25 protein-coding genes are annotated in these 25,390 nt (G+C 54.0%); 19 read left to right on the forward strand and 6 right to left on the reverse strand.

Annotated features, from left to right (window positions below; translation table 11 throughout):
- Positions 1-2 precede the first annotated feature (2 nt).
- The 10 genes from antB to kynA all read left to right on the forward strand — a co-directional run bounded on the left by antB (position 3) and on the right by kynA (position 8,048).
- Positions 3-488, forward strand: a complete 486-nt coding sequence (gene antB, locus K7H08_RS09125) for an anthranilate 1,2-dioxygenase small subunit (protein WP_095603402.1) — start codon at positions 3-5, stop codon at positions 486-488.
- 19 nt (positions 489-507) lie between these two features.
- Positions 508-1,524: an anthranilate 1,2-dioxygenase electron transfer component AntC gene (antC, locus tag K7H08_RS09130; RefSeq protein WP_231657739.1), complete on the forward strand. Its 1,017-nt coding sequence runs from the start codon at positions 508-510 to the stop codon at positions 1,522-1,524.
- Between the two features lie 7 nt (positions 1,525-1,531).
- A complete protein-coding gene (locus K7H08_RS09135) occupies positions 1,532-2,671 on the forward strand; it encodes a muconate/chloromuconate family cycloisomerase (RefSeq protein ID WP_038479645.1) in 1,140 nt (379 codons plus the stop codon).
- Between the two features lie 28 nt (positions 2,672-2,699).
- A complete protein-coding gene (gene catC / locus K7H08_RS09140; RefSeq protein ID WP_089040225.1) occupies positions 2,700-2,990 on the forward strand; it encodes a muconolactone Delta-isomerase in 291 nt (96 codons plus the stop codon).
- Between the two features lie 65 nt (positions 2,991-3,055).
- Positions 3,056-4,030: a catechol 1,2-dioxygenase gene (catA, locus tag K7H08_RS09145; protein ID WP_038479640.1), complete on the forward strand. Its 975-nt coding sequence runs from the start codon at positions 3,056-3,058 to the stop codon at positions 4,028-4,030.
- A 42-nt stretch (positions 4,031-4,072) separates the two neighbouring features.
- Positions 4,073-5,056: a TRAP transporter substrate-binding protein gene (locus K7H08_RS09150; RefSeq protein WP_051626399.1), complete on the forward strand. Its 984-nt coding sequence runs from the start codon at positions 4,073-4,075 to the stop codon at positions 5,054-5,056.
- Between the two features lie 10 nt (positions 5,057-5,066).
- A complete protein-coding gene (locus tag K7H08_RS09155) occupies positions 5,067-5,633 on the forward strand; it encodes a TRAP transporter small permease (RefSeq protein WP_231657885.1) in 567 nt (188 codons plus the stop codon).
- Positions 5,630-6,889 (forward strand): TRAP transporter large permease, encoded by a 1,260-nt coding sequence (locus tag K7H08_RS09160; protein WP_038479634.1) that lies wholly within the window; start codon positions 5,630-5,632, stop codon positions 6,887-6,889. Before K7H08_RS09155 ends, K7H08_RS09160 begins: the two co-directional genes overlap by 4 nt.
- 39 nt (positions 6,890-6,928) lie before the next feature.
- Positions 6,929-7,090 carry a hypothetical protein gene (locus K7H08_RS09165; RefSeq protein WP_231657740.1) on the forward strand — a complete coding sequence of 54 codons (162 nt, stop codon included), beginning with the start codon at positions 6,929-6,931 and terminating at the stop codon, positions 7,088-7,090.
- Between the two features lie 97 nt (positions 7,091-7,187).
- The gene (gene kynA / locus K7H08_RS09170; protein WP_038479631.1) at positions 7,188-8,048 is read left to right on the forward strand and encodes a tryptophan 2,3-dioxygenase; all 861 of its coding nucleotides are present in this window, start codon (positions 7,188-7,190) and stop codon (positions 8,046-8,048) included.
- A gap of 181 nt (positions 8,049-8,229) precedes the next feature.
- Here kynA and K7H08_RS09175 read toward each other — a convergent pair whose 3' ends face one another.
- Both K7H08_RS09175 and K7H08_RS09180 read right to left on the reverse strand, forming a co-directional pair.
- Positions 8,230-9,213, reverse strand: a complete 984-nt coding sequence (locus tag K7H08_RS09175) for an AraC family transcriptional regulator (protein ID WP_038479627.1) — start codon at positions 9,211-9,213, stop codon at positions 8,230-8,232.
- A gap of 204 nt (positions 9,214-9,417) precedes the next feature.
- Positions 9,418-10,437 (reverse strand): AraC family transcriptional regulator, encoded by a 1,020-nt coding sequence (locus K7H08_RS09180; RefSeq protein WP_231657741.1) that lies wholly within the window; start codon positions 10,435-10,437, stop codon positions 9,418-9,420.
- 173 nt (positions 10,438-10,610) lie between these two features.
- Here K7H08_RS09180 and K7H08_RS09185 point away from each other — a divergent pair, with 173 nt between their 5' ends.
- Positions 10,611-11,888 carry a dienelactone hydrolase family protein gene (locus K7H08_RS09185; RefSeq protein WP_231657742.1) on the forward strand — a complete coding sequence of 426 codons (1,278 nt, stop codon included), beginning with the start codon at positions 10,611-10,613 and terminating at the stop codon, positions 11,886-11,888.
- A 231-nt stretch (positions 11,889-12,119) separates the two neighbouring features.
- Here K7H08_RS09185 and K7H08_RS09190 read toward each other — a convergent pair whose 3' ends face one another.
- The 4 genes from K7H08_RS09190 to hemC are packed head-to-tail and all read right to left on the reverse strand — an operon-like array spanning position 12,120 to position 16,618.
- Positions 12,120-13,385, reverse strand: coding sequence for a heme biosynthesis HemY N-terminal domain-containing protein (locus K7H08_RS09190; protein WP_038479618.1), 1,266 nt, complete (start codon positions 13,383-13,385; stop codon positions 12,120-12,122).
- On the reverse strand, positions 13,382-14,881 hold the full coding sequence (locus K7H08_RS09195; RefSeq protein WP_231657743.1) for a uroporphyrinogen-III C-methyltransferase: 1,500 nt from the start codon (positions 14,879-14,881) through the stop codon (positions 13,382-13,384). The genes K7H08_RS09190 and K7H08_RS09195 overlap by 4 nt, the downstream gene beginning before the upstream one ends.
- Before the next feature lie 16 nt (positions 14,882-14,897).
- A complete protein-coding gene (locus tag K7H08_RS09200) occupies positions 14,898-15,677 on the reverse strand; it encodes a uroporphyrinogen-III synthase (RefSeq protein ID WP_038479613.1) in 780 nt (259 codons plus the stop codon).
- A complete protein-coding gene (gene hemC, locus K7H08_RS09205; RefSeq protein WP_038479611.1) occupies positions 15,674-16,618 on the reverse strand; it encodes a hydroxymethylbilane synthase in 945 nt (314 codons plus the stop codon). Before hemC ends, K7H08_RS09200 begins: the two co-directional genes overlap by 4 nt.
- 137 nt (positions 16,619-16,755) lie before the next feature.
- On the opposite strand from hemC, the gene K7H08_RS09210 reads away from it, so the two are divergent.
- The 8 genes from K7H08_RS09210 to K7H08_RS09245 all read left to right on the forward strand — a co-directional run bounded on the left by K7H08_RS09210 (position 16,756) and on the right by K7H08_RS09245 (position 25,324).
- Positions 16,756-19,206: a sensor domain-containing protein gene (locus tag K7H08_RS09210; RefSeq protein ID WP_095603411.1), complete on the forward strand. Its 2,451-nt coding sequence runs from the start codon at positions 16,756-16,758 to the stop codon at positions 19,204-19,206.
- Between the two features lie 114 nt (positions 19,207-19,320).
- Entirely contained in the window at positions 19,321-20,724 is a 1,404-nt protein-coding gene (gene argH, locus K7H08_RS09215) for an argininosuccinate lyase (protein ID WP_231657744.1), read from the forward strand.
- Positions 20,721-20,852: an LPS translocon maturation chaperone LptM gene (gene lptM / locus K7H08_RS09220; protein ID WP_231657745.1), complete on the forward strand. Its 132-nt coding sequence runs from the start codon at positions 20,721-20,723 to the stop codon at positions 20,850-20,852. Before argH ends, lptM begins: the two co-directional genes overlap by 4 nt.
- Complete coding sequence (gene lysA, locus K7H08_RS09225; RefSeq protein WP_038479602.1) at positions 20,852-22,123, forward strand: diaminopimelate decarboxylase; 1,272 nt, start codon at positions 20,852-20,854, stop codon at positions 22,121-22,123. The genes lptM and lysA overlap by 1 nt, the downstream gene beginning before the upstream one ends.
- Positions 22,123-22,956: a diaminopimelate epimerase gene (gene dapF / locus K7H08_RS09230; RefSeq protein ID WP_231657746.1), complete on the forward strand. Its 834-nt coding sequence runs from the start codon at positions 22,123-22,125 to the stop codon at positions 22,954-22,956. Before lysA ends, dapF begins: the two co-directional genes overlap by 1 nt.
- A 16-nt stretch (positions 22,957-22,972) precedes the next feature.
- A complete protein-coding gene (locus tag K7H08_RS09235; protein WP_038479597.1) occupies positions 22,973-23,683 on the forward strand; it encodes a DUF484 family protein in 711 nt (236 codons plus the stop codon).
- Positions 23,676-24,584, forward strand: coding sequence for a tyrosine recombinase XerC (locus tag K7H08_RS09240; RefSeq protein ID WP_231657747.1), 909 nt, complete (start codon positions 23,676-23,678; stop codon positions 24,582-24,584). The genes K7H08_RS09235 and K7H08_RS09240 overlap by 8 nt, the downstream gene beginning before the upstream one ends.
- A 2-nt stretch (positions 24,585-24,586) precedes the next feature.
- Positions 24,587-25,324 carry an HAD family hydrolase gene (locus K7H08_RS09245; protein WP_038479591.1) on the forward strand — a complete coding sequence of 246 codons (738 nt, stop codon included), beginning with the start codon at positions 24,587-24,589 and terminating at the stop codon, positions 25,322-25,324.
- The last annotated feature ends 66 nt before the right edge of the window (positions 25,325-25,390 follow it).

The following is a 25,390-nucleotide window of genomic DNA, read 5'->3' on the forward strand; positions in this document are numbered from 1 at the left end:
TCATGAGCCAGCAGCAATCCATCGAACAGTTTCTCTATCGGGTCGCCGAACTCTGTGACAGCCAGGATTGGGATGCTTATTTAGACCAGTTCGCCCCAGAGTGTGAGTTTCATATCCCTCAGTGGAAGGGCGACCACGAGATCACCCAGGACCCGAAGCGTGAGATGTCGCTGATGTACTACGCGGACCGCACGGGCATTGAGGATCGCATCTTCCGCCTGCGTACTGGTAAGTCCGCTGCTTCCACGCCGATGCCCCGCACGCTGCATCTGATTAATAACGTGCGCTGGGCGCCACGTGATGATGGCCAGGTGCAGGCTAAGGTGAACTGGGTCACCCACTTCCACCGCTTCGGTGAGAGCGGCTACTTCTTCGGCACGGCCAGCTACACGCTGCGTGGTGATGGCGACGACTGGAAGATTACCCGTAAGCACACGGTACTGCTCAACGACAAGATCGATTCCGTCTTGGATTTCTACCACGTCTGATGTTGCTGGAGGGCGAGTCATGCATAACACAGCCGCCATTGTCTTTCGGGACGGCACCACCCGCTTCGTCAAGGTCGATAAGAATGAGCTTCTGATGGATGCCGCTCAGCGTCACGGAGTCAATCTGCCGGTGGATTGCCGAGAAGGGGTTTGTGGTACCTGCCGCTGCCTGCGCGAGTCCGGTGATGTCGATGTCGAGTATATCGATGAGGAGGCCTTGACCGAGGAGGAGATCGCCGAAGGGCATGTATTGGCTTGCCAGACTCGCCTGCGCTCCAGTGAGGCTTCCTTCTATTTCGATATCGATTCCAACGTCTGCAGTGTGGCTACCGAGGTGCATAACGGCACTGTCAGCGCCGTGGAGCAGGTCTCCGATGGTGCTGCCATCCTCGAGATCACCCTCGACGATCCCACTCAGGCATTGCCGTACCTGCCTGGTCAGTATGCTCGCATTGAGGTGCCGGGTAGCGATCAGTGGCGGGCTTACTCCTTTGCCACCTCGGCGGTACAGGAGGGAAAGTTACGCTTTTTGATCCGCCTGTTGCCGAGCGGTGTGATGAGCGACTACCTGCGCGACTGTGCCAAGGTGGGCGATGCCATCTCTCTGGAGGCGCCCTTGGGAGCCTTCTATCTCCGTGAGGTACAGCGCCCGTTACTGATGGTGGCCGGTGGAACGGGCCTTTCTGCCTTCCTCGGTATGCTTGAGGAGCTGGCTGAAAAGGGCGAGTGCCAGCAGCCGATCCGTCTCGTCTATGGAGTAACCCAGGAGCAGGATCTCAGTGAGCTCGAGCGTCTAGAAGCTTTCACCGAGACGCTGCCCGACTTCGCCTTTGGCACCGTTGTAATGACGCCTTCCGAAGCGTGGCAAGGCAACAAAGGCGTGGTCTGTGACCTTTTTGATCTCGACTTCCTCTCCCAGCCCTTCGATGCCTACCTGTGTGGGCCGCCGCCGATGATTGAGGCTAGCAAGACTTGGTTTGAGGAAAATCCGGTGGGCGAATGCCGAGTGTTTTTTGAGAAATTTATCTCTAGTTGAGGTTTCTATGCGCGGCGTCTCTATTGAAGACATTCAAACAGTGCTGGTCGATTTACCGACCATCCGTCCACACAAGCTTTCCATGACCACTATGGCCTGCCAAACCATGGTCATTGTGCGCATGCGCCACTCGGATGGGGTTGAAGGGCTAGGCGAAGGCACCACCATTGGTGGTCTTGCCTACGGCCCAGAAAGTCCAGAGAGCATCAAGCGCAATATTGATACCTACCTAGCGCCGCTGCTGATCGGTCAACCGTCAGGCAATATTCATCAGCTACGCGCCCGTCTTAACCGCCACATCCGCGGCAATATGATCGCCAAATCGGCGCTGGAAACCGCGCTGCTCGATGCTCAGGGAAAACGTTTGGGGCTAAGCGTGGCCGAGCTGCTCGGCGGCGCCCGCCAAACACATTTGCCGGTGCTCTGGACGCTGGCCAGTGGCGATACTGCCAAGGATATCGACGAAGCGCAGTTGCGCTTAGAGCAGCGCCGGCATTGTGACTTTAAGTTGAAGATCGGCGCACATCCGGTGGATCACGATGTACGTCACGTGGCGGCCATCAAAGAGGCCTTGGGGGATCGCGCCAGCGTGCGTGTTGACGTTAACCAGGCATGGGATGAATCCACCGCAGTTCGCGGTATTCAGGCGCTGCAGGAGGCCGGTATTGAGCTGATTGAGCAGCCCATTCCTGCCCGTGAGCACGCCGGACTGATCCGACTGGCTAACCGTTTCAATGTACCAATGCTCGCTGACGAGGCAGTACAAGACGCTCGCGACGGACTTGACCTTGTCTGCGGCGGTTTCAGTGGTGCCTTCGCGCTGAAGATTGCCAAAGCCGGTGGCACGTACGGCGTGCTGGAACTGGCCCATGTTGCCCAAGCTGCGGGGGTTGGCTTGTACGGTGGCACCTTGCTGGAGGGCACCATTGGCACTGCCGCGTCACTTCACGCCTGGGCAACGCTACCAGAAATGGCCTGGGGTACGGAGATGTTCGGCCCGCTGCTGCTCAAAGACGATATCGTCGTTAAACCGCTTAATTACCATGACTTTGGCGTCGACTTACCGACAGAGCCAGGGCTGGGTATCACGCTAGATGAAGACAAGGTTACGCACTACTCACGTAAAGACTGCTCACGTAAAGACTAGTCGCGTACGAGCCGAGGAGGAGAGCGCCATGCTGTATCAGGTAGAAATGACCGTTAAATTGCCGACGGATATGCCCGCCGAGCAAGCGGCAGACATCAAGGCTGCTGAAAAGAGCTATTCCCAAGACCTGCAGCGCCAGGGCAAATGGCGCCACTTATGGCGGGTGGCAGGCAGCTACTCGAACGTCAGCATCTTTGACGTTGAAGATAACGCTGAGCTGCAGGCATTGGTTAGCAACTTGCCACTGTTTCCCTATATGGAAATCAGCGTCAAACCGCTGTGTCGTCACCCCTCTTCAGTGCGTGACGACGATAGCTAATATACCCAGGTGCAACGTTAGTTCTTATTAATAACAACAGCTTATAACAAACAGAGGGTTTCACCATGACCGTGAAGATTTTTGACACTCCCGACGTGCAAGACTTCATCAAAACCGTTGCTGGCTTTGGCCAAACCGGTGGCAATGATCGCGCCAAACAAATTGTGCATCGCTTGGTATCTGATCTGTTCAAGCTAATCGATGACTTCGATGTGACCGAGGAAGAGTACTGGGCGGCTGTCAATCTGCTCAATTCGCTGGGTAGCCAAACTCAGTTTGGTTTGCTGTCTCCTGGACTTGGTTTTGATCACTACCTTGATATGCGCCAAGACGCTATCGACGCCGAAGCCAAACGCACCGGCGGCACACCGCGTACTATTGAAGGCCCGCTGTATGTCGCTGGTGCCCCGGAAGCCGAAGGTTTTGCCCGCATGGACGATAGTCAGGATAACGACGGTGAGACCATGTGGCTGACCGGTCAGGTGCGTGACGTGAACGGCACGCCGATTGCTGGCGCGAAGGTCGAGATTTGGCACGCCAACTCCCATGGAGGTTACTCCTTCTTTGATCCTTCGCAATCTGAGTACAACCTGCGTCGTACGATTTATACCGACAGCGAAGGTCACTACACCGCGCGTAGCATTATCCCCTCTGGTTACGGCGTACCCGAAGGTGCGCCCACGGATGTAGTGCTGAAATCCCTGGGACGTCACGGGCAGCGTCCAGCGCATATTCATTACTTCGTCTCCGCTCCGGGCCACCAGCACTTGACCACTCAGATTAATCTGGCGGGTGATCCCTACACCTATGACGACTTTGCCTTTGCCACCCGTGAAGAGCTGGTCGTCACTGCCGAACGTATTGAAGACCCCGCCGAGATTGCCAAGCGTGAACTAGACGGCCCGTTTTCTCATGTGGTGTTCAATGTGGCACTGGCCAACGTTGAGGCGCCCGAGCTACAGGTGCGCCATGCCCGGCCGCGGGCTAAAGAAGATGAGCAGGATCTCGCCAGTCAACTGGCCGGTACAGCGAAGGTTTGAGTCTGTTTTAAAACCACATAAAAACTATATAAGAGACCCATTATGACTCCTACAAAAGCCTTTCTGAGCACTGCCGTGGCGGCCTCTCTACTCTTTGGTGCTGTTTCTGCCCAGGCTCGCGATTTCCGCCTGGGGGTGATTACACCTCCCCAGCACCTCTGGTCCACCGAAGCTGTGGCCTTTGCCGATACCCTTCATGAGCGTTCTGATGGCGAGCATAGCGTCAGCGTTTTCCCGGCCCAGCAGCTTGGTAACGAAGCACAGATGGTTCAGCAATTGCAGACTGGCGCGCTGGACATGGCCTTTCTGACCATCGCTGAAATTTCCAACCGGATTCCTGACTTCGGTGCCCTTTATGCACCCTATCTGGTTGATGATGTAGATCATGCCGCTCGCTTACTGCGTTCCGACACTGCCGGTGAACTGCTCGATCTGATGCCCCAGGGCGTGGGTATGGTCGGCGTTGGCTATGGCATGGTGGGCATGCGGCAGGTGCTCTCTCGGGCACCTATCGAGAACCAGGCCGATATGAGCGGGAAGCGCTTGCGTATCACCCCCTTTGAGCCAATCCGTGACTTCTATACTGCCACTGGCGCGGCTCCAGCCCCGCTGCCATTGCTCGAAGTCTATGACGCTCTGGCTAATGGCCAGGTAGATGCCATCGACATGGACTTTGATTCTATCTTGATCCTCAAGTTTTACGAGCAGGCGCCTAACTTACTGATCTCCAACCATATGATGTTCCCTATGGTGGGTGTGGTCTCCGGTCGGGTTTGGCGCGAACTCTCAGTAGAGGATCGTGAGTTGATCGAGACCGCCATGGCTGAGCACCTGGAGAATGTCCTGTCCGGCTTTCAGGCTAAGGATGCGGCCCAAGAAGCTGAGATCCGTGAGCTTGGTCTGAATATTGTCGAGGCCGATGCTGAGTTCTTCGGCGACGCCATTGCCGAGTGGGAAGCAATCTGGGGTGAGAAGGCTCCGAGACTGGAGATGCTTCGCCAGGAAGCCGACCGTCTACGTGAATGAGGGTGACGTGATGTTGTCACGACTTTCTGACCGACTTGCCAAAGGAGAGGAGATCACTGCCGCTGTCCTAGCGGCGGCAGTGACCCTGCTGATCCTTATCAATGTGGCCTTTCGTGCCGCCGGCAATCCGATCTACTGGATCAGCGAGCTGGCTATCTACGCCATGATCTGGATGACTCTGCTGATCTCCAGTGCGGTTTTCAAACGGCGCCAAGGGATTGCTGTGACGCTGTTCACTGATCTCTTGCCGACCTCTTGTCAGCGCCTGGTAGGTTTGTTCGTGGACCTAATGGTGGCGCTCTTCGCGCTGATTCTGCTGTGGCTTTGTTGGCGCTGGTATCAGCCACTACTGCTGTGGCAGACCGGCTTCGATATTCAGGCTTTTCAAGGCGAGACCTTCAATTTCATCTATGCCGAGAATACCTCAACGCTGGGTATCAAGAAGTTCTGGGTATGGCTGATTCTTCCTTGGTTCGCCGCTTCCTTGTTGTTCCACAGTCTGATCAATTTATGCCAATCGCTGTGCAATCTTGGTCGTCCGGCATCCCACACCACTCAAGAGGAGGTGGCCCGATGACTGTCGCTGTCTTTGCTTTGCTACTGCTGGGGGCGGTGCCCATTGCCCTGGTGCTGGCACTTACTGCCCTGTTCTATATCTTGGTATCGGGTAATACCGTGCTCTTTGAGTCCTATCCTCAGCAGTTGTTCGGGGCTATCGAGAGCTATGGGCTGCTAGCCATTCCACTCTTTATGCTAGCCGGAGAGCTGATGAACGAAGGTGGGGTAACTCGCCGGTTGATCGACCTGGCACGACTGCTGGTGGGTGGTTTTCGCGGTGGCTTGGCCTACATCAATCTGGTTGCCAACATGATGATGGCGGCGATTATCGGTTCTGCCGCCTCGCAGATCGCTATCATGTCCCGGGCGATGGTGCCAGCCATGGAGCGGGAGGGCTATGACAAACCCTATAGTGCGGCCATTACTGCTGCTGGCGGCTTGCTGTCACCCATTATCCCGCCCTCGATGCTGTTCGTGCTGTTCGGTGTGATGGCCCAGGTGCCCATTGCGGATATGTTTATCGCCGGTATCTTGCCTGGCCTACTGCTAGGGGGAACCTTCTTTCTGACTATCGCCATCATGGGATTGGTACAGCAATACCCCAAGGGAGAGTGGCTGAGTCGACAAGAAGCAGTGCAAGCGCTGAAGATGGGCCTGCCGGCCATGTCGATACCGCTGATTATCATCGGCGGTATTCTGCTGGGCTTGGCGACTCCCACCGAATCGGCGGCGCTCGCCTCGCTAGCGGCGTTGCTATTAGGGCGCTATCTCTATCGTGATTTGAAAGTCGCCATGCTGCCCGAGATACTCAAACGCACCGCTATCAATGCCGGCCTGGTGATCATGTTGATTGCTGCCGCTGGAGTCTTTGGCTGGGTGGTCGTCTACGAGCAACTGCCGCAAATGGCTGCCGCCTGGATCGCTGCTTTGACCACCGACCCCTTTATTTTTCTGCTGTTGCTGGTGGGGGTGTTGCTACTGGTGGGAATGATCATCGATGGTATCGCTGCGCTCATCCTGGTAGTACCTATCCTGCTGCCGATTGCTACCCAGCAGTTTGATATTACTCCCTACCAGTTTGGTGTGGTGGTCTGTCTGACGTTAGTGCTGGGGCTTCTGACGCCGCCAGTGGGTGCAGGACTGTTTATTGCCTCTTCCATGACCGGGGTGCCGCCTATGCGTATCTTCCTGGCATTGTTGCCATTCCTGCTAGCTAGTCTTATTACGTTGGTGTTGTTAGCTTGGCAGCCCTGGCTGACGCTGGCACTCCTCTAGAAAACGGATGTACAACCTTTAAGTAGCAGAGCCCCCTCAATGTGTGACCTTAAGGGGGCCGCCCACCTTCAAACTATTCATGGCTACTTGGCTGGCAATATCACGGATGCCTTCCATTGGGCTGACCGTGGTCGAGAGGGAGAGGGAGAGGGAGAGGGAGAGGGAGAGGGGGCGATTACTTCGAAATTATCGAGTATTTAAATGCCAATTTCTTCTTAAACAATTAATAGTATGAGATTGTTTAAAACAGCCCCGTGGAGGGTGAATAAAAGCTATAAATATCTTAAATGGAGTGACTATGAGCGATCATGATAAAAAAAACGCTAGCCAAAGCGCATTAAGCTTGAAAGGCGAAAGAAATGTTCACTGGAATCAGGATATCAGTTATGGGCAATATCTGGACTTAGAGCCCCTGCTGTCTTGCCAGCGCCCACGCTCTGACGTACACGATGAGATGCTGTTTGTTATTATTCACCAAGTCTCTGAATTATGGCTCAAACAGTGTCTTCATGAAGCCCATGCGGCCGCTAATAATATTATGGTCGACGAGCTGCGGCCAGCTCTAAAGATGTTGACTCGGGTAGCACGCATCCAAGAGCAAATGATTCAGGCTTGGGAGGTATTAGTTACCATGACGCCAGCAGATTATATTTCCTTCCGTGATAGTCTTGGACAGAGTTCAGGCTTCCAATCCTATCAATACCGTGAGCTGGAATTTCTTTTGGGTAATAAGCATCCAGGGTTAGTTGAAGTGCATCGCTCGCACCCTAAAAACTATCAGCATCTGACGAATGTTTTAAACGCCCCCAGCCTTTATGATTGTTGTCTTAAGTTATTGAGTCGACGCGGCTTCTCTCTTCCCGAAAAAGTGATTAACCGAGATTGGTCTGAGCCGTATGTGGCTTCACCCGAAGTAGAGGCCGTTTGGGCCGATATTTATCGTGATACTAACCAGTATTGGGATCTTTATGAGCTAGCCGAGAAGTTGATTGATACCGAATACAATTTCCACAAGTGGCGCTTTAGTCATATGAAAACGGTAGAAAGAATTATTGGCTATAAAGCGGGGACGGGAGGAACAACAGGTGTGTCTTATCTTAAAAAGGCATTGGATTTGAAATTTTTTCCTGAGCTTTGGTCAGTTAGAACCACTATGTAGCCAACGATTGGTGGGTTCTATTTTGATAATAAAAATGATGTCTCATGGTTATTGAAACCGCTGTGACTCTTTACCATGCTATGTGCTAAAAGATGATTTATATGCAAAATAAACCATCTTTTTTGGCGGTTTCATTATCGTAGATAAGTATCTGTGCTTGGCACTGGTAAGGCAGGAGCTTTTATTGCAACAGTACAGTGGCCGAGCGCTTTAGGGTTTCCGAGGGCAATTCGCTGAAACGCACCTTGTACTCCTGTGAGAAGCGCCCCAACTGCTGGAAGCCGCAATCCATGGCGATGCTTGAGACACTTTCGTTGGGGGTGGCTCGTTCCAGGCGCTGGCGCACATAGTCGAAACGCAGCTGGCGGAAGTAGGCTATGGGAGAGACCCCGTAGTGGGTATGGAAGTCTCGATAGAGCCGTTCTCGGGAGACGCCAGCCGCTTGTTCTAGTTCGGCTAGGCCGAGGGAGCGATCCAAGGACTCATGGAGTAGCGCTTCTAAGTCACTCAGGTAGGCAGGGCGCCCCTGTTGGCGACCGAGTAGCTCGCTTGTGTAGTTGTGAGGTTGGGTATAGAGCAGGCTGGTAATTAGCGAGTTCTCGAAGTTGCCCCACACCTCGGGAATATCGCAGAGCGAGCCTTCGGCATGCAGCATTTCCTGCAGGTTAGCTACCATCTGCCACCACTCCTTCACCGTTCCGCTTAGAAGCATGCGTGGTTCAAAGATGACTGGCTGTGATAAATGGCGGTGCAACAGCTGCGATAGTTTGTGTTCAAGGGCTTGGCGGGAGAGGCGTACAAGGCGTTTCTGGCATTGCTCGTCCATGCTCAGGCGCAACGTTTGGCTAGGCGAGATGATCGCTCCCACGGCGGCATCAGAGTCGAAGACTTTATCTTGATACTCCATGCTCTGGGTGCCCTGAAGGGGCAAACTAATACTGTAGCTGTGGGTCAGATCGGCAATGTCGACGGTTACCCGAGTGGCGTATTCGATGGTACCAATCGAAACACTGCCTAGGCAGGTGCCTTGATGACGAAAGCTGAGCTGACGCGGTTGAGGTACTTCCAGGCGATGGGGGCCGTTGACTTGGCTCATCCAGCGGCAGGCCGAGTCAGGATGACGAAACTCGGCGGTGATCTGTTGTCGGGTCATAGGTACGGTCATGTTTCCTCCTAGCCTCGCCGCAGTAATCATTATTATGTGGCCTTGAAGCCATAGAGCGGTCGAGGGTTTGTTCGCATGTCGTCTTTAAGTGCGCATTACGAACTTGTATTGTTATTTTGCCACTTTGGTGAAGCAATGGCCATTCGTCTAAAAGTATTGCTTTTAGCCGCCTGAATAAAGACAAAACCGCAGACTTTCTGCTCGCTACCGGCCGACGAGACACCGGCTTCGTAGTGTCTCGCTGGGCGATTCGCCAAATACCTGACGATAACTGAGGCTGAAGCGCCCCATATGAGTAAAGCCCCAGCCCATGGCAATTTCGGTGATTGTCGCCGTGTCGGTGTCGGTTAGCAGCGCCTGGCGGACTCTTTCTAAACGTACCTGACGTAAGGTTTCCATGGGGCTCTGATGGCGAAAATCTCGGAAGCCAGCATAGAGGGTTCTCAGGCTAACACCAGCCACCGACGCCAACTGAGCCGGCGTCAGCGGCTCTTGGGCATGGGCCTCGATATACTCCTCCACCCGTTTGACGTGGCGTGGGGCGAGGCGTTTATCCCCTTGGCGCAGCGCATCGCTGTAGTTATGGGGCTGGGTCGTTAACAGGGTATGGATGATCAATTGCTCAAGCTGGGGGGCAATCAGCGGATCTTGGTGTGCCTCCGGTGACTCCTTGAGCAGCCGAGTGATATAGCCGATTAGGTTGAACCAGCTGGGCGTGTCGCGCCAGTACATTACGGGGTGAAAACTTAAAGGGGCGCGTAGAGGGCGTCCTAAAAAGCGGCTACAGGCATGCTCTAGTGCTTCACGCTCGATACGTAACATCAGCTGATCACAATCTTCACTATAGTGCATCCTGAGTCGTGCCGTGGGGTTGAGCACTGAGGCCAGCAGCTGTCCCGAGTCGATCTGCTTGCCGTCGTTGTCAATCCGGGCTTGTCCCTGTAGGGGCATCTGAATCAGGTAGAAGTGCTCGAGCCGCTCAGGGTCGATGCGCACAGCTCCGCCATAGGCGAGGCGGTTATAGGAGACGCAGCCCAGCGCTACTGAGTGCAGGCGGGCAGACAGTTTGCCACCGTGACTCAACGGTTCCAGATGATGTGACTTAAAGATATTGGCGACGTTTGTGCGTGTTTCCTCTGCGGCAGTCGAGCTGAATACCAAGTTCCGATGATCCTCCATCAGGGCTTGCTTCATCCAACGGGGTAGTGATTGTTGCGTTGTCATAAGGATCTCAATTGTTGTTATGTGCCCGCATCAATGGGGAGTGTCGAAAGTCCTTTCAGTATAAATAGCGATTTTCTTGATTCATTTCTTAGCAAATTACTTTCTGCACTCAGCGGATAGAGATGGCAGTTAGCGGATCGTGAAGTGCTTACTTTCTTGTCTAAGGTGATGGCGTGGACTTTAGCAATGACCCGCCAACAACAACGAAAGGTATCTACATGGGCACTTCTATCGAGATCAAGGCGGCGGATGGCCGCGGAAATTTCACTGGTTATCTGGCCGTTCCCGCCTCCGGCAGTGGCCCCGGGATTGTGCTGCTGCAGGAAATATTCGGTGTTAATGCCACCATCCGTGAAATCGCCGACTACTACGCTGAAGAGGGTTATGTGGTGCTGGCACCGGATCTGTTCTGGCGTCAGGCGCCTAGCATTGAATTAGACTATACCCCGGAGTATTGGCAACGTGCCTTTGGTTTATTTCAAGGCTTCGATCAGGAGCTCGGTATTGAAGATATCGCCGCTGCTATCGAGACTCTACGGTCGCGTCCAGAGTGCAGTGGTGCCGTAGGTGCCCTGGGCTTCTGTCTCGGTGCCCGCCTGGCCTATTTGACGGCTTGTCGTTGTGATGTAGATGCCGCGGTGGGTTACTACGGCATGGGAATCGAGAACCATCTGGACGAGGCAAAAAACATCCGTGGGGCTCTAGTGCTGCACTTCGCCGAGCAGGATGAATATTGTCCCACCGTCGCCCGCGAGGCGATTGAAGCTTCCCTGGGCGAGCAGGATAATATCGAGCTGTATCTATACCAGGGTGTAGATCATGCCTTTGCCCGCCCTCATTCAGAGCACTACCACAAGCCTTCAGCGCTCATGGCTCACCAGCGCTCGGTGACGGCTTTTCGCAATGCGATGGGACCTCATTACGACCTCTCGGCGCTGTGGGATAAGCATTGCGAGTATGAGTTTTCTACCCGCAACGTGGACGACACCATGGCCACCATGGTGGAACAGCCCTATGTTAACCATATCCCGACGCTCACGGGCGGAGTGGGGTATCGGCAGCTCTATCGCTTCTACAAGCACCACTTCGTCGATAGCAACCCCGACGACACCACCCTGATTCCCCTATCACGCACTATCGGGGCGACTCAGATCGTTGATGAAACATTGTTCTGTTTTACCCACGATCGCGAGATCGACTGGTTGCTACCAGGGGTTGCGCCCACCGGTAAGTATGTGGAGATCCCGCTCGTCGCCATCGTCAAGTTCCGTGGTGACAAGCTCTATCATGAACATATTTACTGGGATCAGGCTTCGCTACTGGTGCAAGTAGGGGTGCTCGACCCCGCTGGGTTGCCGGTGGCAGGTCATGAGACAGCCGTTAAATTGCTAGACGAAACCTGGCCTTCCAACGAACTGATGCATACCTGGGGCAACAGCGCCAATCGCTGATCTATTTGTGCCTGCCTACTCGTAGCAATCATCTCAAAACCACTTGATGTTAAGAGAGCGTTTCCTGCTTAATCAGCGCAAGCTGCTCGGTTCTTTACCATTGTACGTCTGAATTAGCTGCTGATGACGCGGTTGAAACACCGTCAGATTTGGCAAAACAATGCGTTAACACGCAAAGAAAAAGGGTGCCCATCATGGGCACCCTTTTTCATTAGCGGCTTGCTAACGACGTTAAGCGCTTTGTTTAACGTCTTTTTTGAGCTCACTTTGTTTGCTGTCATTGGCATCGCTTGGTTGTGGAAGCGAGGGCAGTGATTTAGCGAGCATATCGACACTATGTCGGTAGTAGAGCTGGCTCTTGTTGTGTTCACCAAGGCTTGCATAGAGGCGAGCAAGCTCGGCACATACTTCACCGCTGGGGCGTTGACGTTGACTGGCTTCAAAGTACTCCAGTGCTTTTTCCCACTTACCAGTACGCAGCGATAGGCGGCCACAGGTCAGCAATAGTTCGGGGTCGTTGGGGCGTTCTTGCAGCCATTTTTCCGCTTTTGCTAGCTGGCGCGCAGCGTCTACGTTTAGTAGGCCGTAGCGTTTTACTAAGCGCGCATCCCAGTGGTTGTCCAGTGAGTGATTAAGCAAACGCTCAGCAATAGGCTCTTCGTTGGCCTGTAAAAGCGCCTCGGTATAGAGCACGATTAGCTCGGTATTGCCGCGGAGATAGTCCGGCATATCGGCCCATAGCCCGCGTACACGCTCGATATTCGTGGGGTTTTTGGCCTCAAAAATAATCAATTCACGGTATGCTTTGAATTCCAGTTGCTCACGCTCTTGCTGAGTGATCAGCTTTTGCGCTGCCAAACGGGGTATTAATTGGCGTAAGCCTTCCCAGTCGTTAACGCTTAGGTGCACTTGCTTAAGAAGCTTGAGGACTTGCGGGTGGTTGGGCAGCTTCTTATCTAGGCGATTCAGAATGGCCAGCGCCTCTTCAGGCTGCTGACGATCAATCATCAGTTGAGCTTGCATCAGACCAATCGCCGTATCAGCCCCTTCGGTAGTGAGCTGAGCCTGATTTAAATGCTCCTGAGACATTTCATGGTGACCTTGGTAATGCGCCGCCAGTGCCGCAGAGAGATAGTTCACAAGAGGTGTGCTGGAATCGTCAGCCGCTCGCACCAGCGTTTTCTCGGCTTTTTTCCAACGGCCTTCGGTTAAGGCAACCAAGCCGCGCACGGTGCGTTTCATGGCACGACGATTGCGGGCACGGCTATTCCAGGTGCGAAAACGTCCGACCGGGCGAATAATGCCGCTGAGCAGGCGTAATGCAAAGTGCAAAACGATGAAGGCACCCAGTAGCAGCACCAAGCCGAACCAGAACGACGTTTGTACCGAGGTATCACCAACGCGTATTAACCAGTAGCCTGGCACCGACATCATCAGGTGCCCGAACAGTGCGCCGACAGCTAAGCCGGCAACAATTAAGAGGATTAGCTTTCTCATGCATCACCTCCACCTTGGCGACGCGACTCAAAGCGGTTTTCAATGAAGCCCGCTAGTGCCTGTTGCGAAGCACTGATGTCTGGTAACTCAGGCTGCACCTGGGTTTGCTTCAGTTCTTGCAGGCGAGCAATAACGCTTTGTGTCTCTTCTCGTTCGGTATCGTAGTAGCCGTTGAGCAGCGCCAGTGCCTTATCGATGCTTGCCTCAAAAAGCGCTTGCTCTTCTTTAAGCAGTGCCAACTGAGACTGTTCAAGAATCAGGCGTAGGCTTTGACGCAGATAGGACTCTTGTTCGGGTGTAATCAGTGTTTCTAACGCTTCGTCGTGCTGACGAATCACCACAAGATCTTTTAGCTCTTCCCCAAAGCGAGCCAATTGACGTTGGAAGGTGCCCGTGGGCGGCTGTTCAATGCTAGAGGTAACGGCGCGCTCTTCGATCTCTTGTGATAGACGTAGGCCAGCAATACGCTCTTGCTGAGCGTTCAATGCAAGATAAATACCTGTGCGATCAACCTGTGGTACGGCGTCCAGGGCGGCAAGTTCGTTAGCAATTTCACGACGTACTGGCGTTAATGCAGGGTTGTCGGCATCGACCAAGCGAGCATCGGCGGTGCGCAGCAGGGCGGCAGCACCTTCAACGTCACCTTCCAGTTGTAGGCGCTGGTTGGCTAACCGTAGCAGGTAGGCGGCTTCGGCATGTAGCCAGTCTCGCTCGTCGGTCTCCTGCTCTTGAGAAAGCTGTGCTAGCACGTTGTCTAATGTGTTGTTGACCTCGCCACGATAGTTGTCCAGCTCGCTACGCAGTTCGCTCATCGTGCTGTCTAGCGCTTGGGTGCGCTCGGCTTCGCTGCTTTCAATACGTGATGCTAGGTCGCTAACCTCTTGCTGCGAGGCACTGCTTTGCGTTTGCTGGGCCAGCTCGTCTATACGCTGCTGCTGATTATCCAAGCGCTGCCAGCCTTGCCAAGCAGCAAACGCGACGGCAAGTGCCAGGATAATCACCAGCGCAATGGCGATACCACTGCCTTTGCCACCACCATTGCCACTGTTCGTGGTGCTGTTCTTAGAAGAGGGCGGGACATGTGCAGCATTGCCAGACGCGCTATTGCTAGACGTGCTATTGCCACCGCTCGTTGGCTTGGTGTTTGCCGTCTGCTTGGTACCTGCTGAAGGCTTAGTATCTGCAGAAGATTTAGTATCTACAGAAGATTTAGTTTCAGCTGTCTGTTTGGGCGCGTCGCTTGGTTGGGGCGAGGCTTGGTCATTATTGACGTTCGCTGATACGGTGCTGGCACTGGGCGCGCTAGAGCCCGCTTTATTACGGCGACGCGAGCGGCTGTTTTTAGCGGCATAAGAAGATGCTGCCGTATTGCCTGCTGTTGACGTTTCGCCGCCCGACGCGGCTGACGCGGAGGTGTCGCTCGGTTTAGCGTCGTGTTTAGATGCATCGGCAGACGCGTTGTGTACGCCTTCCTGATCGTTTGGTTGTTTGCTCATCTGTCGCTAGCCCTTATTAAGTTCCTTGATCGACATCGGCACCCTTCGGGTTGCAGGACCGACCCAACGCCGCTGCCAGTGCAGCTGGTGTTGCTCCCGACGCCACCTTGAGGTCACGAAAACCCAGTTTACCGGCCAGTTTAGCTAAACGGTGACTGGAAACGATTAGCGGTTGGTTCAACGCTGCTTGTTCACACCATCTTGCCAGATGTTGAAGCAGTTCGCCGCTGGTAGCGATTAACGCTCGATAATCGCCGGTTAATAGACGTTGTTGCAGGGCAGGCGTTGGCGCTTGATATACGCGTCGATACACTGCGATGCGGGTCACGTTGGCCCCGCGTGCGCTCAATGTATCGGCTAGTAATGAGCGACCACCTTCACCAGCCACTAGCAATATACGCTGATGCGTAAGTGTTTTGAGTGAGGCTAGTGACAGCAGCGCCTCGCTCGTGTCTTCTCCGTAGTCAGGCGAAGGAATATGGACACGCACACCCAGTTGTTCAAAGAGCATGTTTGCCGTCGCACGGCCTACACTATAGTAATCAATGCCCACAGGCAGCTGTGGCCAATAGCGATCGAGCGCCTCGCTTAAACAGTAAGCGGCGAAGGGGCTGACCACCACTATTTTATGGTACTGATCAATATCTAACCACACGCTTCGTTGAACGTGGTCCTCGGGCAGCGGCTCTAAGCGCATAACATTGAGGTGCTCTACAGAAGCTCCCTGAGCACGCAGCGAGTCTGCTAGGGCTTCGCCCCGGTTACCAGGGCGGCAGATCAGTACCGGTTGACTCATACGTTGCGGCCATACACCTCGGCTAATATATCGCCTGCCCCTTGGTCCAATAGGTCCTCGGCGATTCGGATACCCAGGGCTTCGGGCTCATGAATGGAACCGCTGCCCTCTGCACGCAATACCTCCGTGCCTTCTGGGTTGCCAACCAAACCGCGCAGCCAAATAGTGTCGCCTGCCTTATCAAGCACGGCATGGCCTGCGATAGGCACTTGGCAACCGCCTTCCAGGCGGGTGTTCATGGCGCGTTCGGCACGCACACGGGTGGCGGTATCGGGGTCATCCAACGGGGCTAATAATCCAATCAGCTCGGGGTCATGGAGGCGACACTCGATGCCTAGTGCCCCTTGGCCACAGGCGGGAAGGCATATTTCAGGCGGTAAGGCTTGGGCAATGCGCTCATCGAGACCTAAGCGTTTCAAGCCAGAAGTGGCGAGAATAATGGCATCAAATTCGCCAGCATCTAATTTTGCTAGGCGAGTCTGCACGTTTCCGCGTAGATTAAGAATCTGCAGGTCAGGTCGCGCTTCGCGCATTTGCAGGCCACGACGTAGACTGGCAGTACCAATACGAGCACCCTCTGGTAGCTCGTCGATGCTGGTATAGTGGTTAGAAACAAACGCATCGGTCGGATCGGCGCCTTCCAAAATGACAGAAAGACCGAGCCCTTCAGGAAAGTGCATAGGAACATCTTTCATTGAATGAACGGCGATATCTGCACGTCCATCCAGCATGGCATCTTCTAGCTCTTTCACAAAGAGCCCTTTACCGCCAATCTTGGAAAGCGGTGTGTCGAGAATTTTATCGCCCTTAGTGGAGAGCGCAATAAGTTCGACTTCCAGGCCGCTGTGTGCCGCCATCAAGCGGTCGCGGACGTGCTCGGCTTGCCACATAGCAAGCTGGCTTTTACGCGTGGCAATGCGCAGTTTAGTGATGGATGACACGTGATTCTCCCTTTGTCGCTGACAGATCGCGACGAACTATGATAAGTCTCATCATAAAGCACCCAGCCACACAGTAAAAATAACCGGCTGAATTTAAGGCCAGTGCTGTCAGGCAATCCACATGTTTAGGTAATGCCATGCCCCTTGTTAAATCTGAAGAAAAATTAGACCAGTTTTTTTTATTATCGCAAGATTTGTTCTTCAGTATTGATTTCGCAGGCATTTTACTTAACGTCAATCCTGTGTTTGAAACCTTGCTGGGTTATTCCGCTAGCGAATGGATAGGCAAGTCATGCGGCAAGGTAGTGGACCGTCGCGATATTCCGGTTATTGAGGAAGCGTTGGCGCGTCTTCAGTCCCAAAAGAGAGTGCCTTCGTTTGACGTTCGAGCGCTGACGGCCGAGGGACAAATGGTGTGGTTGGAAGTTACCGCCGCGATGGGGAAAGGGGTCATTTACGTGGTTGCCCGTGATATTTCGCGACGAAAAGCCATCGAGAAACAGCTCATCCGTAATCAGAGGCTCTTCCAAATAGTTGGCGAGACAGCGCTGATTGGTGGTTGGTACGTTGATATGTCCGAAAGGCTGCCCATTTGGTCGAACGAGGTATGTCGTCTGCATGGCGTTTCGCCCGGGTTTCGACCCACAGTTGAGGAGGCAATTGACTTTTATGCGCCGAGTTCAAGGCCACGTATCCGTGAGGTTTTTGAAGCCTGTTGCGAGCACGGTATCAGCTTTGATGAAGAGCTAGAGATCATCACTCGACAAGAAGTAAGGCTATGGGTAAGAGTGATTGGAAAAGCCGTACGAGACGAGCAGGGGCAAGTTGTTCAAGTTCAGGGCTCAACCCAAGATATCACTGAGCGAAAAGCGACGGAACGGCAGCTCACACTGCTGGAGAGGAGCGTTGAATCAAGTATCAATGGTGTCATCATCGTTGATGCCCAGGGGCATGATTTGCCAATAGTTTATGTGAACGCGGCATTTGAGCGAATTACCGGCTACTCCCGGGATACGGTGTTAGGGCAAAACTGCCGCTTTTTGCAGGGCGAAGAGACGGATCCCACCACGCTGGATCAACTGCGCAGAGGGATTCGTGCTCAGCAAGAAGTTCATGTCGTGATGCGCAATTACCGTCGTAACGGCGTGCCATTTTGGAATGATCTATATGTTTCCCCTGTGCGCGATACTGCTGGCGCTGTAACGCACTTCATTGGTGTGCAGAATGACATTACTGCCCAGCGCGAATACCAAGCGCAGCTTCGACATAACGCTTGCCACGATGCATTAACAGGCTTGCCTAATCGATTGTTACTCGACCAGCGACTGGCTCAGGGCTGCCTGCTGGCTAAGCGGTATCACCGCTATATAGCCGCGCTATTTGTCGATTTGGATGATTTTAAACCGATTAATGACACGCTTGGCCACGAGGTAGGCGACTATATGTTAATTGAGGTCGCCAAGCGCCTTGAAGAAGAGCTGCGCCCTTGGGATACCGTGGCGCGTTTTGGGGGAGACGAGTTTATCGTTCTATTGCCTGATTTAGCCCATGAAAAAGATGTCATGCAGGTCGTTGAGCGGCTGCTCGCTCGTCTCTCTGCGCCCTACTGGTATCGAGGCAGCGAGCTGCGTATTACTGCCAGCATAGGAATTGCCACTGATGATGGAACGATTAGCGAACCGCGCCAGCTTATACAACAGGCGGATCTGGCGATGTATAAAGCCAAGCGGCAAGGGCGTAATACCTATCAGTGGTATACCGATGAGCTAAATCGTAAAGTTTCCGAACGGGTTAATTTACGCCATGCGTTGCAACAAGCCATAGAACAGTCGCAATTTGAGCTGCATTACCAACCGCAAATACATGGCTCCACTGGTCGAGTTTCTGGCGTAGAGGCGCTGATTCGCTGGTATCACCCTGAGCGTGGCAACATTGCTCCTGGCCAGTTTATTAGTTTGGCTGAAGATACCGGACAGATTATGCCGATCAGTGAGTGGGTGTTGGAGAGGGCGTGTCGTGATGCTGTCAGATTGAACGCGAACGCAAGTAAGCCTATTACCATGGCGGTTAATATTTCGCCCATGCAATTTCAGCGCGCGGGGTTTTTGTTATCTATTGAACGTGTGCTTGAGCAAACAGGCTTGGCACCCGAATTATTAGAGCTAGAGCTTACTGAAGGCGTGCTGATGGACAGTACGGAGCACGTCATACAAACATTGCAGGATCTGCGCTCGCTGGGTGTGCATATTGCGCTGGATGACTTCGGAACCGGCTTTTCCAGCCTTAGCTATCTCAAACACTTGCCGATTAACAAGCTTAAAATTGATCGATCATTTGTTCGAGACGTGGTCAACGATACTCGGGATGCTGCGATTGTAGACGGTGTGGTAACCATGGCGGCCAAGCTGGGTCTTGAGGTATTAATCGAAGGCGTAGAGACGGCAGAGCAGTATGCATATCTCAGCGCACGCCATAGCACGCATTTTCAGGGCTTCTACTTTGCTCGTCCGATGCCATTTTCAGCCATACGTAGCTTATTACACGAATCTCCTTATCCGTTTAGTGACGCTGAGCCCTCGCCGACATGAAAAACGACTATAAAACGGCATGCCGCTGAGTGCGGCGACTCTGGTACACTTTCTGATAACGATTACTTTAGTTTTTAACGACTCCTTCAGTTTTGTCAGCAGGATATGCCTCCGATGAGCCAAGCTACGAACCAGTCTTGGGGCGGTCGCTTTAGCGAGCCCACCGATGCTTTTGTCGCACGCTTCACCGCGTCTGTGACTTTCGACCAACGCCTGGCGCGCCAGGATATTCAGGGCTCGATTGCCCACGCCACCATGCTGGCGCGAGTCGGTGTACTGACCGATGAAGAGCGTGACACCATTATCAATGGTCTCACCGAGGTTCAGGGTGAAATCGAGCGAGGCGAGTTTAACTGGTCGATTCCGCTTGAAGATGTACACATGAATATCGAAGCGCGGTTGACCGACAAAATTGGTATTACCGGCAAAAAATTGCACACCGGCCGCTCACGTAACGACCAAGTAGCGACCGATATTCGCTTGTTCATGCGTGATGAGATCGATGTGATCGAAGCGGAGCTGGTGCGTCTGCGTGAAGGCATGATTGAGCTTGCTGATCGTGAAGCCGATACCATTATGCCCGGCTTCACTCATTTGCAAACGGCGCAGCCGGTGACCTTTGGCCACCATCTATTGGCATGGCAAGAGATGCTAACCCGTGACCACGAGCGCTTACTGGACTGCCGCAAGCGGGTGAACGTGATGCCTCTTGGCGCCGCGGCGCTAGCGGGTACCACGTACCCCATCGATCGCCATGTCACTGCTGAATTACTCGGCTTTGATCGCCCGGCAGAAAACTCGCTGGACGCCGTCTCTGATCGTGACTTCGCTATCGAATTCACCAGCTTTGCCAGCATTCTGCTAATGCATCTATCGCGGATGAGTGAAGAGCTGGTGCTATGGACCAGCGCTCAATTTGATTTTATCGACCTGCCTGACCGCTTCTGCACCGGCTCTTCGATTATGCCGCAGAAGAAAAACCCTGATGTTCCCGAACTGGTTCGCGGTAAAACGGGCCGTGTGTATGGTCATTTAATGGCGCTGTTAACGCTGATGAAATCTCAGCCCCTGGCCTACAACAAAGACAACCAGGAAGACAAAGAGCCGCTGTTTGATGCCGTTGATACCGTGCGCGACTGCTTAAAAGCCTTTGCTGACATGGTGCCTGCTATCGAGCCGAAAAAAGACAGCATGTATGAAGCCGCACGACGTGGATTCTCAACCGCCACGGACCTTGCTGATTACTTGGTTCGCAAGGGCGTCGCCTTCCGCGATGCCCATGAAATTGTCGGTCAATCGGTGGCTTACGGTTTGAAGACTAAGAAAGATCTGTCTGAAATGACCCTTGAAGAGCTGCAGCAGTTCTCTGCCACGATTGAGCAGGATGTGTTCGAGGTGCTTACGTTAGAAGGCTCTGTGGCCGCCCGTAACCATATCGGCGGCACCGCGCCTGACCAGGTGCGCGCCGCTGCCAGCCGTGCCCGCGAGGCGTTAGCTGCGCTTAAAGGTGATGCATGAAACGCTGTGTTACCACCTTGAGTGCGGTGCTGCTGATCGCGCTGCTATTAGCGGGTTGCGGTCAGAAAGGACCGCTCTATTTACCTGATGAAGACACCCATGGTTCGGCTGCCGAGCAGGAGGGGTAATGGATCACTTTAACTACCGCGATGGCGTGCTTTATGCCGAAGACGTCCCGCTTACCCAGGTCGCCGCTGAACTGGGCACGCCCTGTTATGTTTATTCGAAAGCGACGTTAGAACGCCATTTTCGTGCTTATACCGAAGCCCTGGGTGGTCATCCCCATTTAATTTGTTATGCGGTGAAGGCTAACTCTAATTTGGCAGTATTGGGTTTGCTTGCTCGATTGGGCGCTGGGTTTGATATTGTTTCGATTGGTGAGCTTGAGCGCGTGCTGAAAGCGGGTGGTGATCCGAAAAAAGTCGTGTTTTCAGGCGTTGCCAAGCAACCTCATGAAATGGCCCGTGCGCTAGACGTTGGCATTAAGTGCTTCAATGTTGAATCTCGCCCCGAGCTTGAGCGATTAAACGCTGTTGCGGCGGAACTGGGCAAGGTGGCACCGGTATCGCTGCGGGTAAACCCGGATGTGGATGCTGGCACTCATCCCTATATTTCTACTGGGCTGAAAGACAACAAGTTCGGTATTCCAGTCGACGAAGCGCTGGATGTTTACACGCTGGCTGACAGCTTACCCAACTTGCGCGTCACCGGACTAGACTGCCATATTGGCTCTCAGCTCACTGAAACGGCACCATTTTTAGATGCTCTTGAGCGGCTCTTAATGTTGATGGAGCGGTTGCGTGAGCGTGGCATCGAGATTGACCATTTAGATTTAGGTGGCGGGCTAGGTGTCCCTTATCGTGATGAAAAGCCACCTCAGCCGTTTGATTATGCGAGCCAATTGCTGGCACGCCTTTCTCGCTGGGAAGGCGGTGAAGCGCTTACCTTGCTATTTGAGCCGGGCCGCTCTATTGCCGCTAACGCAGGTTTAATGCTGACCCGCGTAGAGTTCTTAAAGCCCGGCGAAACCAAAAATTTCGCGATTGTTGATGCCGCCATGAATGACCTGATCCGCCCTGCGTTGTACCAGGCATGGCAGGCGATTGTGCCGGTGGATACCCGCCAGCAGCGTGAGCGTGCAGTCTATGATGTGGTCGGTCCTGTCTGTGAAACCGGCGATTTCCTCGGTAAAGAGCGCGATCTGGCAATTGCTGAGGGCGATTTACTGGCCGTTCGATCAGCCGGTGCTTACGGCTTTGTGATGGCGTCAAATTACAATAGCCGTCCACGCCCTCCGGAAGTGATGGTCGATGGTAGCCGCTATCATGTGGTCCGCGCTCGGGAAAGCCTGGAAAGCCTGTGGGCTGGTGAAGCTCTGCTGCCGGAAGGGGAGCGCTGATGCTGTTGCATTTCACCAAAATGCATGGTCTGGGTAATGATTTTATGGTGGTGGATCTGGTGACTCAGCGAGCGCGTCTGCGTGATGAGCAGATTCGCCAGCTAGCAGACCGGCGCTTTGGCATTGGCTTCGACCAATTATTGGTGGTTGAGCCGCCCCGTGACCCAGAGATGGACTTTCGCTACCGTATTTTTAATGCGGATGGCAGCGAAGTTGAAAATTGCGGTAATGGCGCGCGCTGCTTTGCACGTTTTGTTCGCGATCAGCGCCTGACACATAAGCATGAAATTCATGTGGAAACTGCCGGTGGGCCACTAGTACTTAATGTTCAGCACGATGGTATGGTGCGCGTTGACATGGGTAGACCGCGTTTTAATCCAGCCACGTTGCCGTTTGAGGCACCGGGGGATCAACCCTTACACGCCGTTGAGGTCGACGGTGATACGCTGGAGCTGGGAGTTGTCTCTATGGGTAACCCCCATGCCGTGCTGCAGGTGGAAAGTGTTGATAGTGCACCGGTTGAGCATCTTGGTCTATTGCTTGAGTCTCACCCTCGCTTTCCTAAGCGGGTGAATGTGGGGTTTATGCAGGTTGTGTCGCCCAGCGAAATTCGCCTGCGGGTGTATGAGCGTGGCAGCGGCGAGACGCTTGCTTGTGGCACCGGCGCCTGCGCTGCTGTGGCTAGTGGTATTCGCCAGGGGTTATTGAAAAGCCCGGTCACCGTTCACTTGCCGGGTGGTCAGTTAAGCATTGAGTGGCCCGATCCCGAAGCGCCGTTGGTGATGGTGGGCCCTGCTACACGCGTCTTTGACGGTCGTGTCACACTCAACTAATTCGAGGAGAACGGCGATGTCTCAAGCCCCCGAGCCGCGCAAAACGCTCGACCCTGATCAAGTGGCGTTTTGGCTGGCCCGTCATCCCGATTTTTTTGTTGGTCGTGAAGGCTTGCTGCAGCAACTTAAGGTACCGCACCCCCACATTGATGGGGCGGTATCGCTGCTAGAGCGCTTGGTAATCGATTTACGTCAGCGTGCTGAAACAGCAGAGGGGCGGCTTGAGCATCTTCTAGAAACAGCGCGGCATAATGAAGCCCAATACCGTCGACTGCGTGAGACGCTACTCAGTCTGGTGGGAGCAGAAGATCGTGATGCCTTGGCCCAAGCGCTCGCTGTTCAGTTAAGCGAGCACTTTCAAACGCCGGCAATGGCGCTATGGTGCCCATCCTCATTGAGTGACAATGAGCCGACGCCGCCTCAACCGCCACGCCACGTGTTGGACCAGCATGCCAGCGCTCGTTTGGCTGCGCTGCTAGATGGGCGCACCAGCCGTTGTGCCAAGCTCAGCGTTAGCGACTGGAAATGTCTGTTGCCGCATACTAAAGCACCCCGGCGCGCGGGTTCCTGCGCCATTTCGCGTCTTTCGGCGGGCGAGCAACTGGGGTATTTGCTGCTCGCAAGTCCTGACCCCGACTGTTACCGCGCCAGTATGGATACGCTGTTTACAGAGTATCTGAGCGATATCGTGGCACGGCTACTGCTTCGCCTAGAACACCATGGATAGCCCAAGCTCATTAACAACGCAGGTCGAGGCGTATTTACGTAAGCTTGCGACCCACGCAAGCCCTGCCACCGTGGCTGCGTATCGTCAGGATTTAACCGCCCTGCAGCGTTTTTCTGAGCAACGTGGCGTCACCGAGGCAGCGACGTTAGACACTATATTTCTACGCGCCTTTTTGGGGGCGGAGCGCAGTCGCGGCCTCGCGCCGAGAAGTTTAGCCCGCCGCCGCGCTGCGCTATCACGTTTTGCTGACTATCTTGTGCAGCATCACGTGCTTGCCGACAATCCAGTGGGGTTACTACGCACGCCAAAGCAGCCAAGCCACTTGCCCAGACCGCTTGATGTGGATGCACTCTCACGCTTTTTAGACACGCCGCACGACGGCACACCGCTGGCAATACGTGACCAAGCCATGCTCGAGTTGTTTTACTCCAGCGGCCTACGCTTAGCGGAACTTGCTGCGCTGGATTTGAGGCACTTAAATGCTCATCATGTGCGGGTGATGGGGAAGGGCAGTAAGCCACGGCAAGTGCCCGTTGGTCAGCGTGCAGATCAGGCGATTAAGGCGTGGTTGTCGTGTCGGCCTGAACTGGCAGCAACGGGCGAAATGGCGTTATTTGTTGGTCAACGTGGGCAACGTCTGGGACACCGTGGTATTCAAAAGCGCTTGGCGCAACTTTCTATTGTGCGTGGTTTGCCTGAACACCTTCATCCCCATCGCCTGCGTCACTCGTTTGCAAGTCATTTATTGGAGTCCAGCCAAGATCTGCGGGCGGTGCAGGAACTGCTAGGCCACGCTAATTTATCGACTACCCAAGTCTACACCCGCCTGGATTGGCAGCACTTGGCCGAAAGCTATGATGCTGCTCACCCCCGCGCAAAACACCGCCCGACACGGAGTTAACCATGGCTTCTTTGCAAGCGATTACGTTTGATCTTGACGATACGCTATGGGACAACCAAGGCGTGATGTTAAAAACGGAAGAGGGTCACTATCGTTGGCTAATTGAAGCGCTGGCAACGTGGCGCAAAGCACGCCATGAAGCGCCATTAGCGCTAAGTTACCAGCAGGGGCTGGCTGATTATCTGGAGCGCCGCCAAGAGTGGGCCAAGCGGGTGCCAGAACGGCGTGGTGATTTTACCTGGCTGCGTTTGCGGGCGTTAGAAGCACAGTTGGAAGCCCAAGGCTTAGCACGTAGCAGTGCGTTGCTATGGGCTGCCGCTGCTATGAATGAGTTTCATCGCTTGCGGGTACAAGTAACGCCGCACCCCGAAGCCGCGGGGCTATTAACCGCGTTGAGCGAGCGTTATCAACTAGCCGCTATTACCAATGGCAATATTCACCTTAAGCGTCAGCCGTTAGCAGCGTACTTTCCAGTCGCTATTGCTGCAGGCGAATTACTGGCACCAAAACCAGATCCTAAGCCGTTTCTCACCGCCCTGGAGCGTCTGAATGTTGTGCCACACCAGGCCATGCATGTAGGTGACTCTTGGCAAGAGGACGTACTACCCGCACAGCAGTTGGGCATGCACGCCGTATGGATCGCCGCACAAGGCGACCAAACCTTGCCAGCACGCACCCACCGCATTGCCCACGTGAAAGAATTGCCCGAGCTGATCGAGTGGTTGGAGCGACGCTCGTGAAAAAGTGGCTTATTTAAGAAGACTGAGTTTGTTTGGCAAGATTCCGTTTAATGGTGAAAGCTTGGC

The sequence above is a fragment of the Halomonas sp. IOP_6 genome, assembly GCF_021151565.1.
Classification (GTDB): domain Bacteria; phylum Pseudomonadota; class Gammaproteobacteria; order Pseudomonadales; family Halomonadaceae; genus Vreelandella; species Vreelandella alkaliphila.

Excerpts from the sequence above, each read along its gene's own strand:
- antB (WP_095603402.1), top strand. The coding sequence starts at position 3 with ATGAGCCAGCAGCAATCCATCGAACAGTTTCTCTATCGGGTCGCCGAA.
- antC (WP_231657739.1), top strand. The coding sequence starts at position 508 with ATGCATAACACAGCCGCCATTGTCTTTCGGGACGGCACCACCCGCTTC.
- K7H08_RS09135 (WP_038479645.1), top strand. The coding sequence starts at position 1,532 with ATGCGCGGCGTCTCTATTGAAGACATTCAAACAGTGCTGGTCGATTTA.
- catC (WP_089040225.1), top strand. The coding sequence starts at position 2,700 with ATGCTGTATCAGGTAGAAATGACCGTTAAATTGCCGACGGATATGCCC.
- catA (WP_038479640.1), top strand. The coding sequence starts at position 3,056 with ATGACCGTGAAGATTTTTGACACTCCCGACGTGCAAGACTTCATCAAA.
- K7H08_RS09150 (WP_051626399.1), top strand. The coding sequence starts at position 4,073 with ATGACTCCTACAAAAGCCTTTCTGAGCACTGCCGTGGCGGCCTCTCTA.
- K7H08_RS09155 (WP_231657885.1), top strand. The coding sequence starts at position 5,067 with ATGTTGTCACGACTTTCTGACCGACTTGCCAAAGGAGAGGAGATCACT.
- K7H08_RS09160 (WP_038479634.1), top strand. The coding sequence starts at position 5,630 with ATGACTGTCGCTGTCTTTGCTTTGCTACTGCTGGGGGCGGTGCCCATT.
- K7H08_RS09165 (WP_231657740.1), top strand. The coding sequence starts at position 6,929 with ATGTGTGACCTTAAGGGGGCCGCCCACCTTCAAACTATTCATGGCTAC.
- kynA (WP_038479631.1), top strand. The coding sequence starts at position 7,188 with ATGAGCGATCATGATAAAAAAAACGCTAGCCAAAGCGCATTAAGCTTG.
- K7H08_RS09175 (WP_038479627.1), bottom strand. The coding sequence starts at position 9,213 with ATGACCGTACCTATGACCCGACAACAGATCACCGCCGAGTTTCGTCAT.
- K7H08_RS09180 (WP_231657741.1), bottom strand. The coding sequence starts at position 10,437 with ATGACAACGCAACAATCACTACCCCGTTGGATGAAGCAAGCCCTGATG.
- K7H08_RS09190 (WP_038479618.1), bottom strand. The coding sequence starts at position 13,385 with ATGAGAAAGCTAATCCTCTTAATTGTTGCCGGCTTAGCTGTCGGCGCA.
- K7H08_RS09195 (WP_231657743.1), bottom strand. The coding sequence starts at position 14,881 with ATGAGCAAACAACCAAACGATCAGGAAGGCGTACACAACGCGTCTGCC.
- K7H08_RS09200 (WP_038479613.1), bottom strand. The coding sequence starts at position 15,677 with ATGAGTCAACCGGTACTGATCTGCCGCCCTGGTAACCGGGGCGAAGCC.
- K7H08_RS09210 (WP_095603411.1), top strand. The coding sequence starts at position 16,756 with ATGCCCCTTGTTAAATCTGAAGAAAAATTAGACCAGTTTTTTTTATTA.
- argH (WP_231657744.1), top strand. The coding sequence starts at position 19,321 with ATGAGCCAAGCTACGAACCAGTCTTGGGGCGGTCGCTTTAGCGAGCCC.
- lptM (WP_231657745.1), top strand. The coding sequence starts at position 20,721 with ATGAAACGCTGTGTTACCACCTTGAGTGCGGTGCTGCTGATCGCGCTG.
- lysA (WP_038479602.1), top strand. The coding sequence starts at position 20,852 with ATGGATCACTTTAACTACCGCGATGGCGTGCTTTATGCCGAAGACGTC.
- dapF (WP_231657746.1), top strand. The coding sequence starts at position 22,123 with ATGCTGTTGCATTTCACCAAAATGCATGGTCTGGGTAATGATTTTATG.
- K7H08_RS09235 (WP_038479597.1), top strand. The coding sequence starts at position 22,973 with ATGTCTCAAGCCCCCGAGCCGCGCAAAACGCTCGACCCTGATCAAGTG.
- K7H08_RS09240 (WP_231657747.1), top strand. The coding sequence starts at position 23,676 with ATGGATAGCCCAAGCTCATTAACAACGCAGGTCGAGGCGTATTTACGT.
- K7H08_RS09245 (WP_038479591.1), top strand. The coding sequence starts at position 24,587 with ATGGCTTCTTTGCAAGCGATTACGTTTGATCTTGACGATACGCTATGG.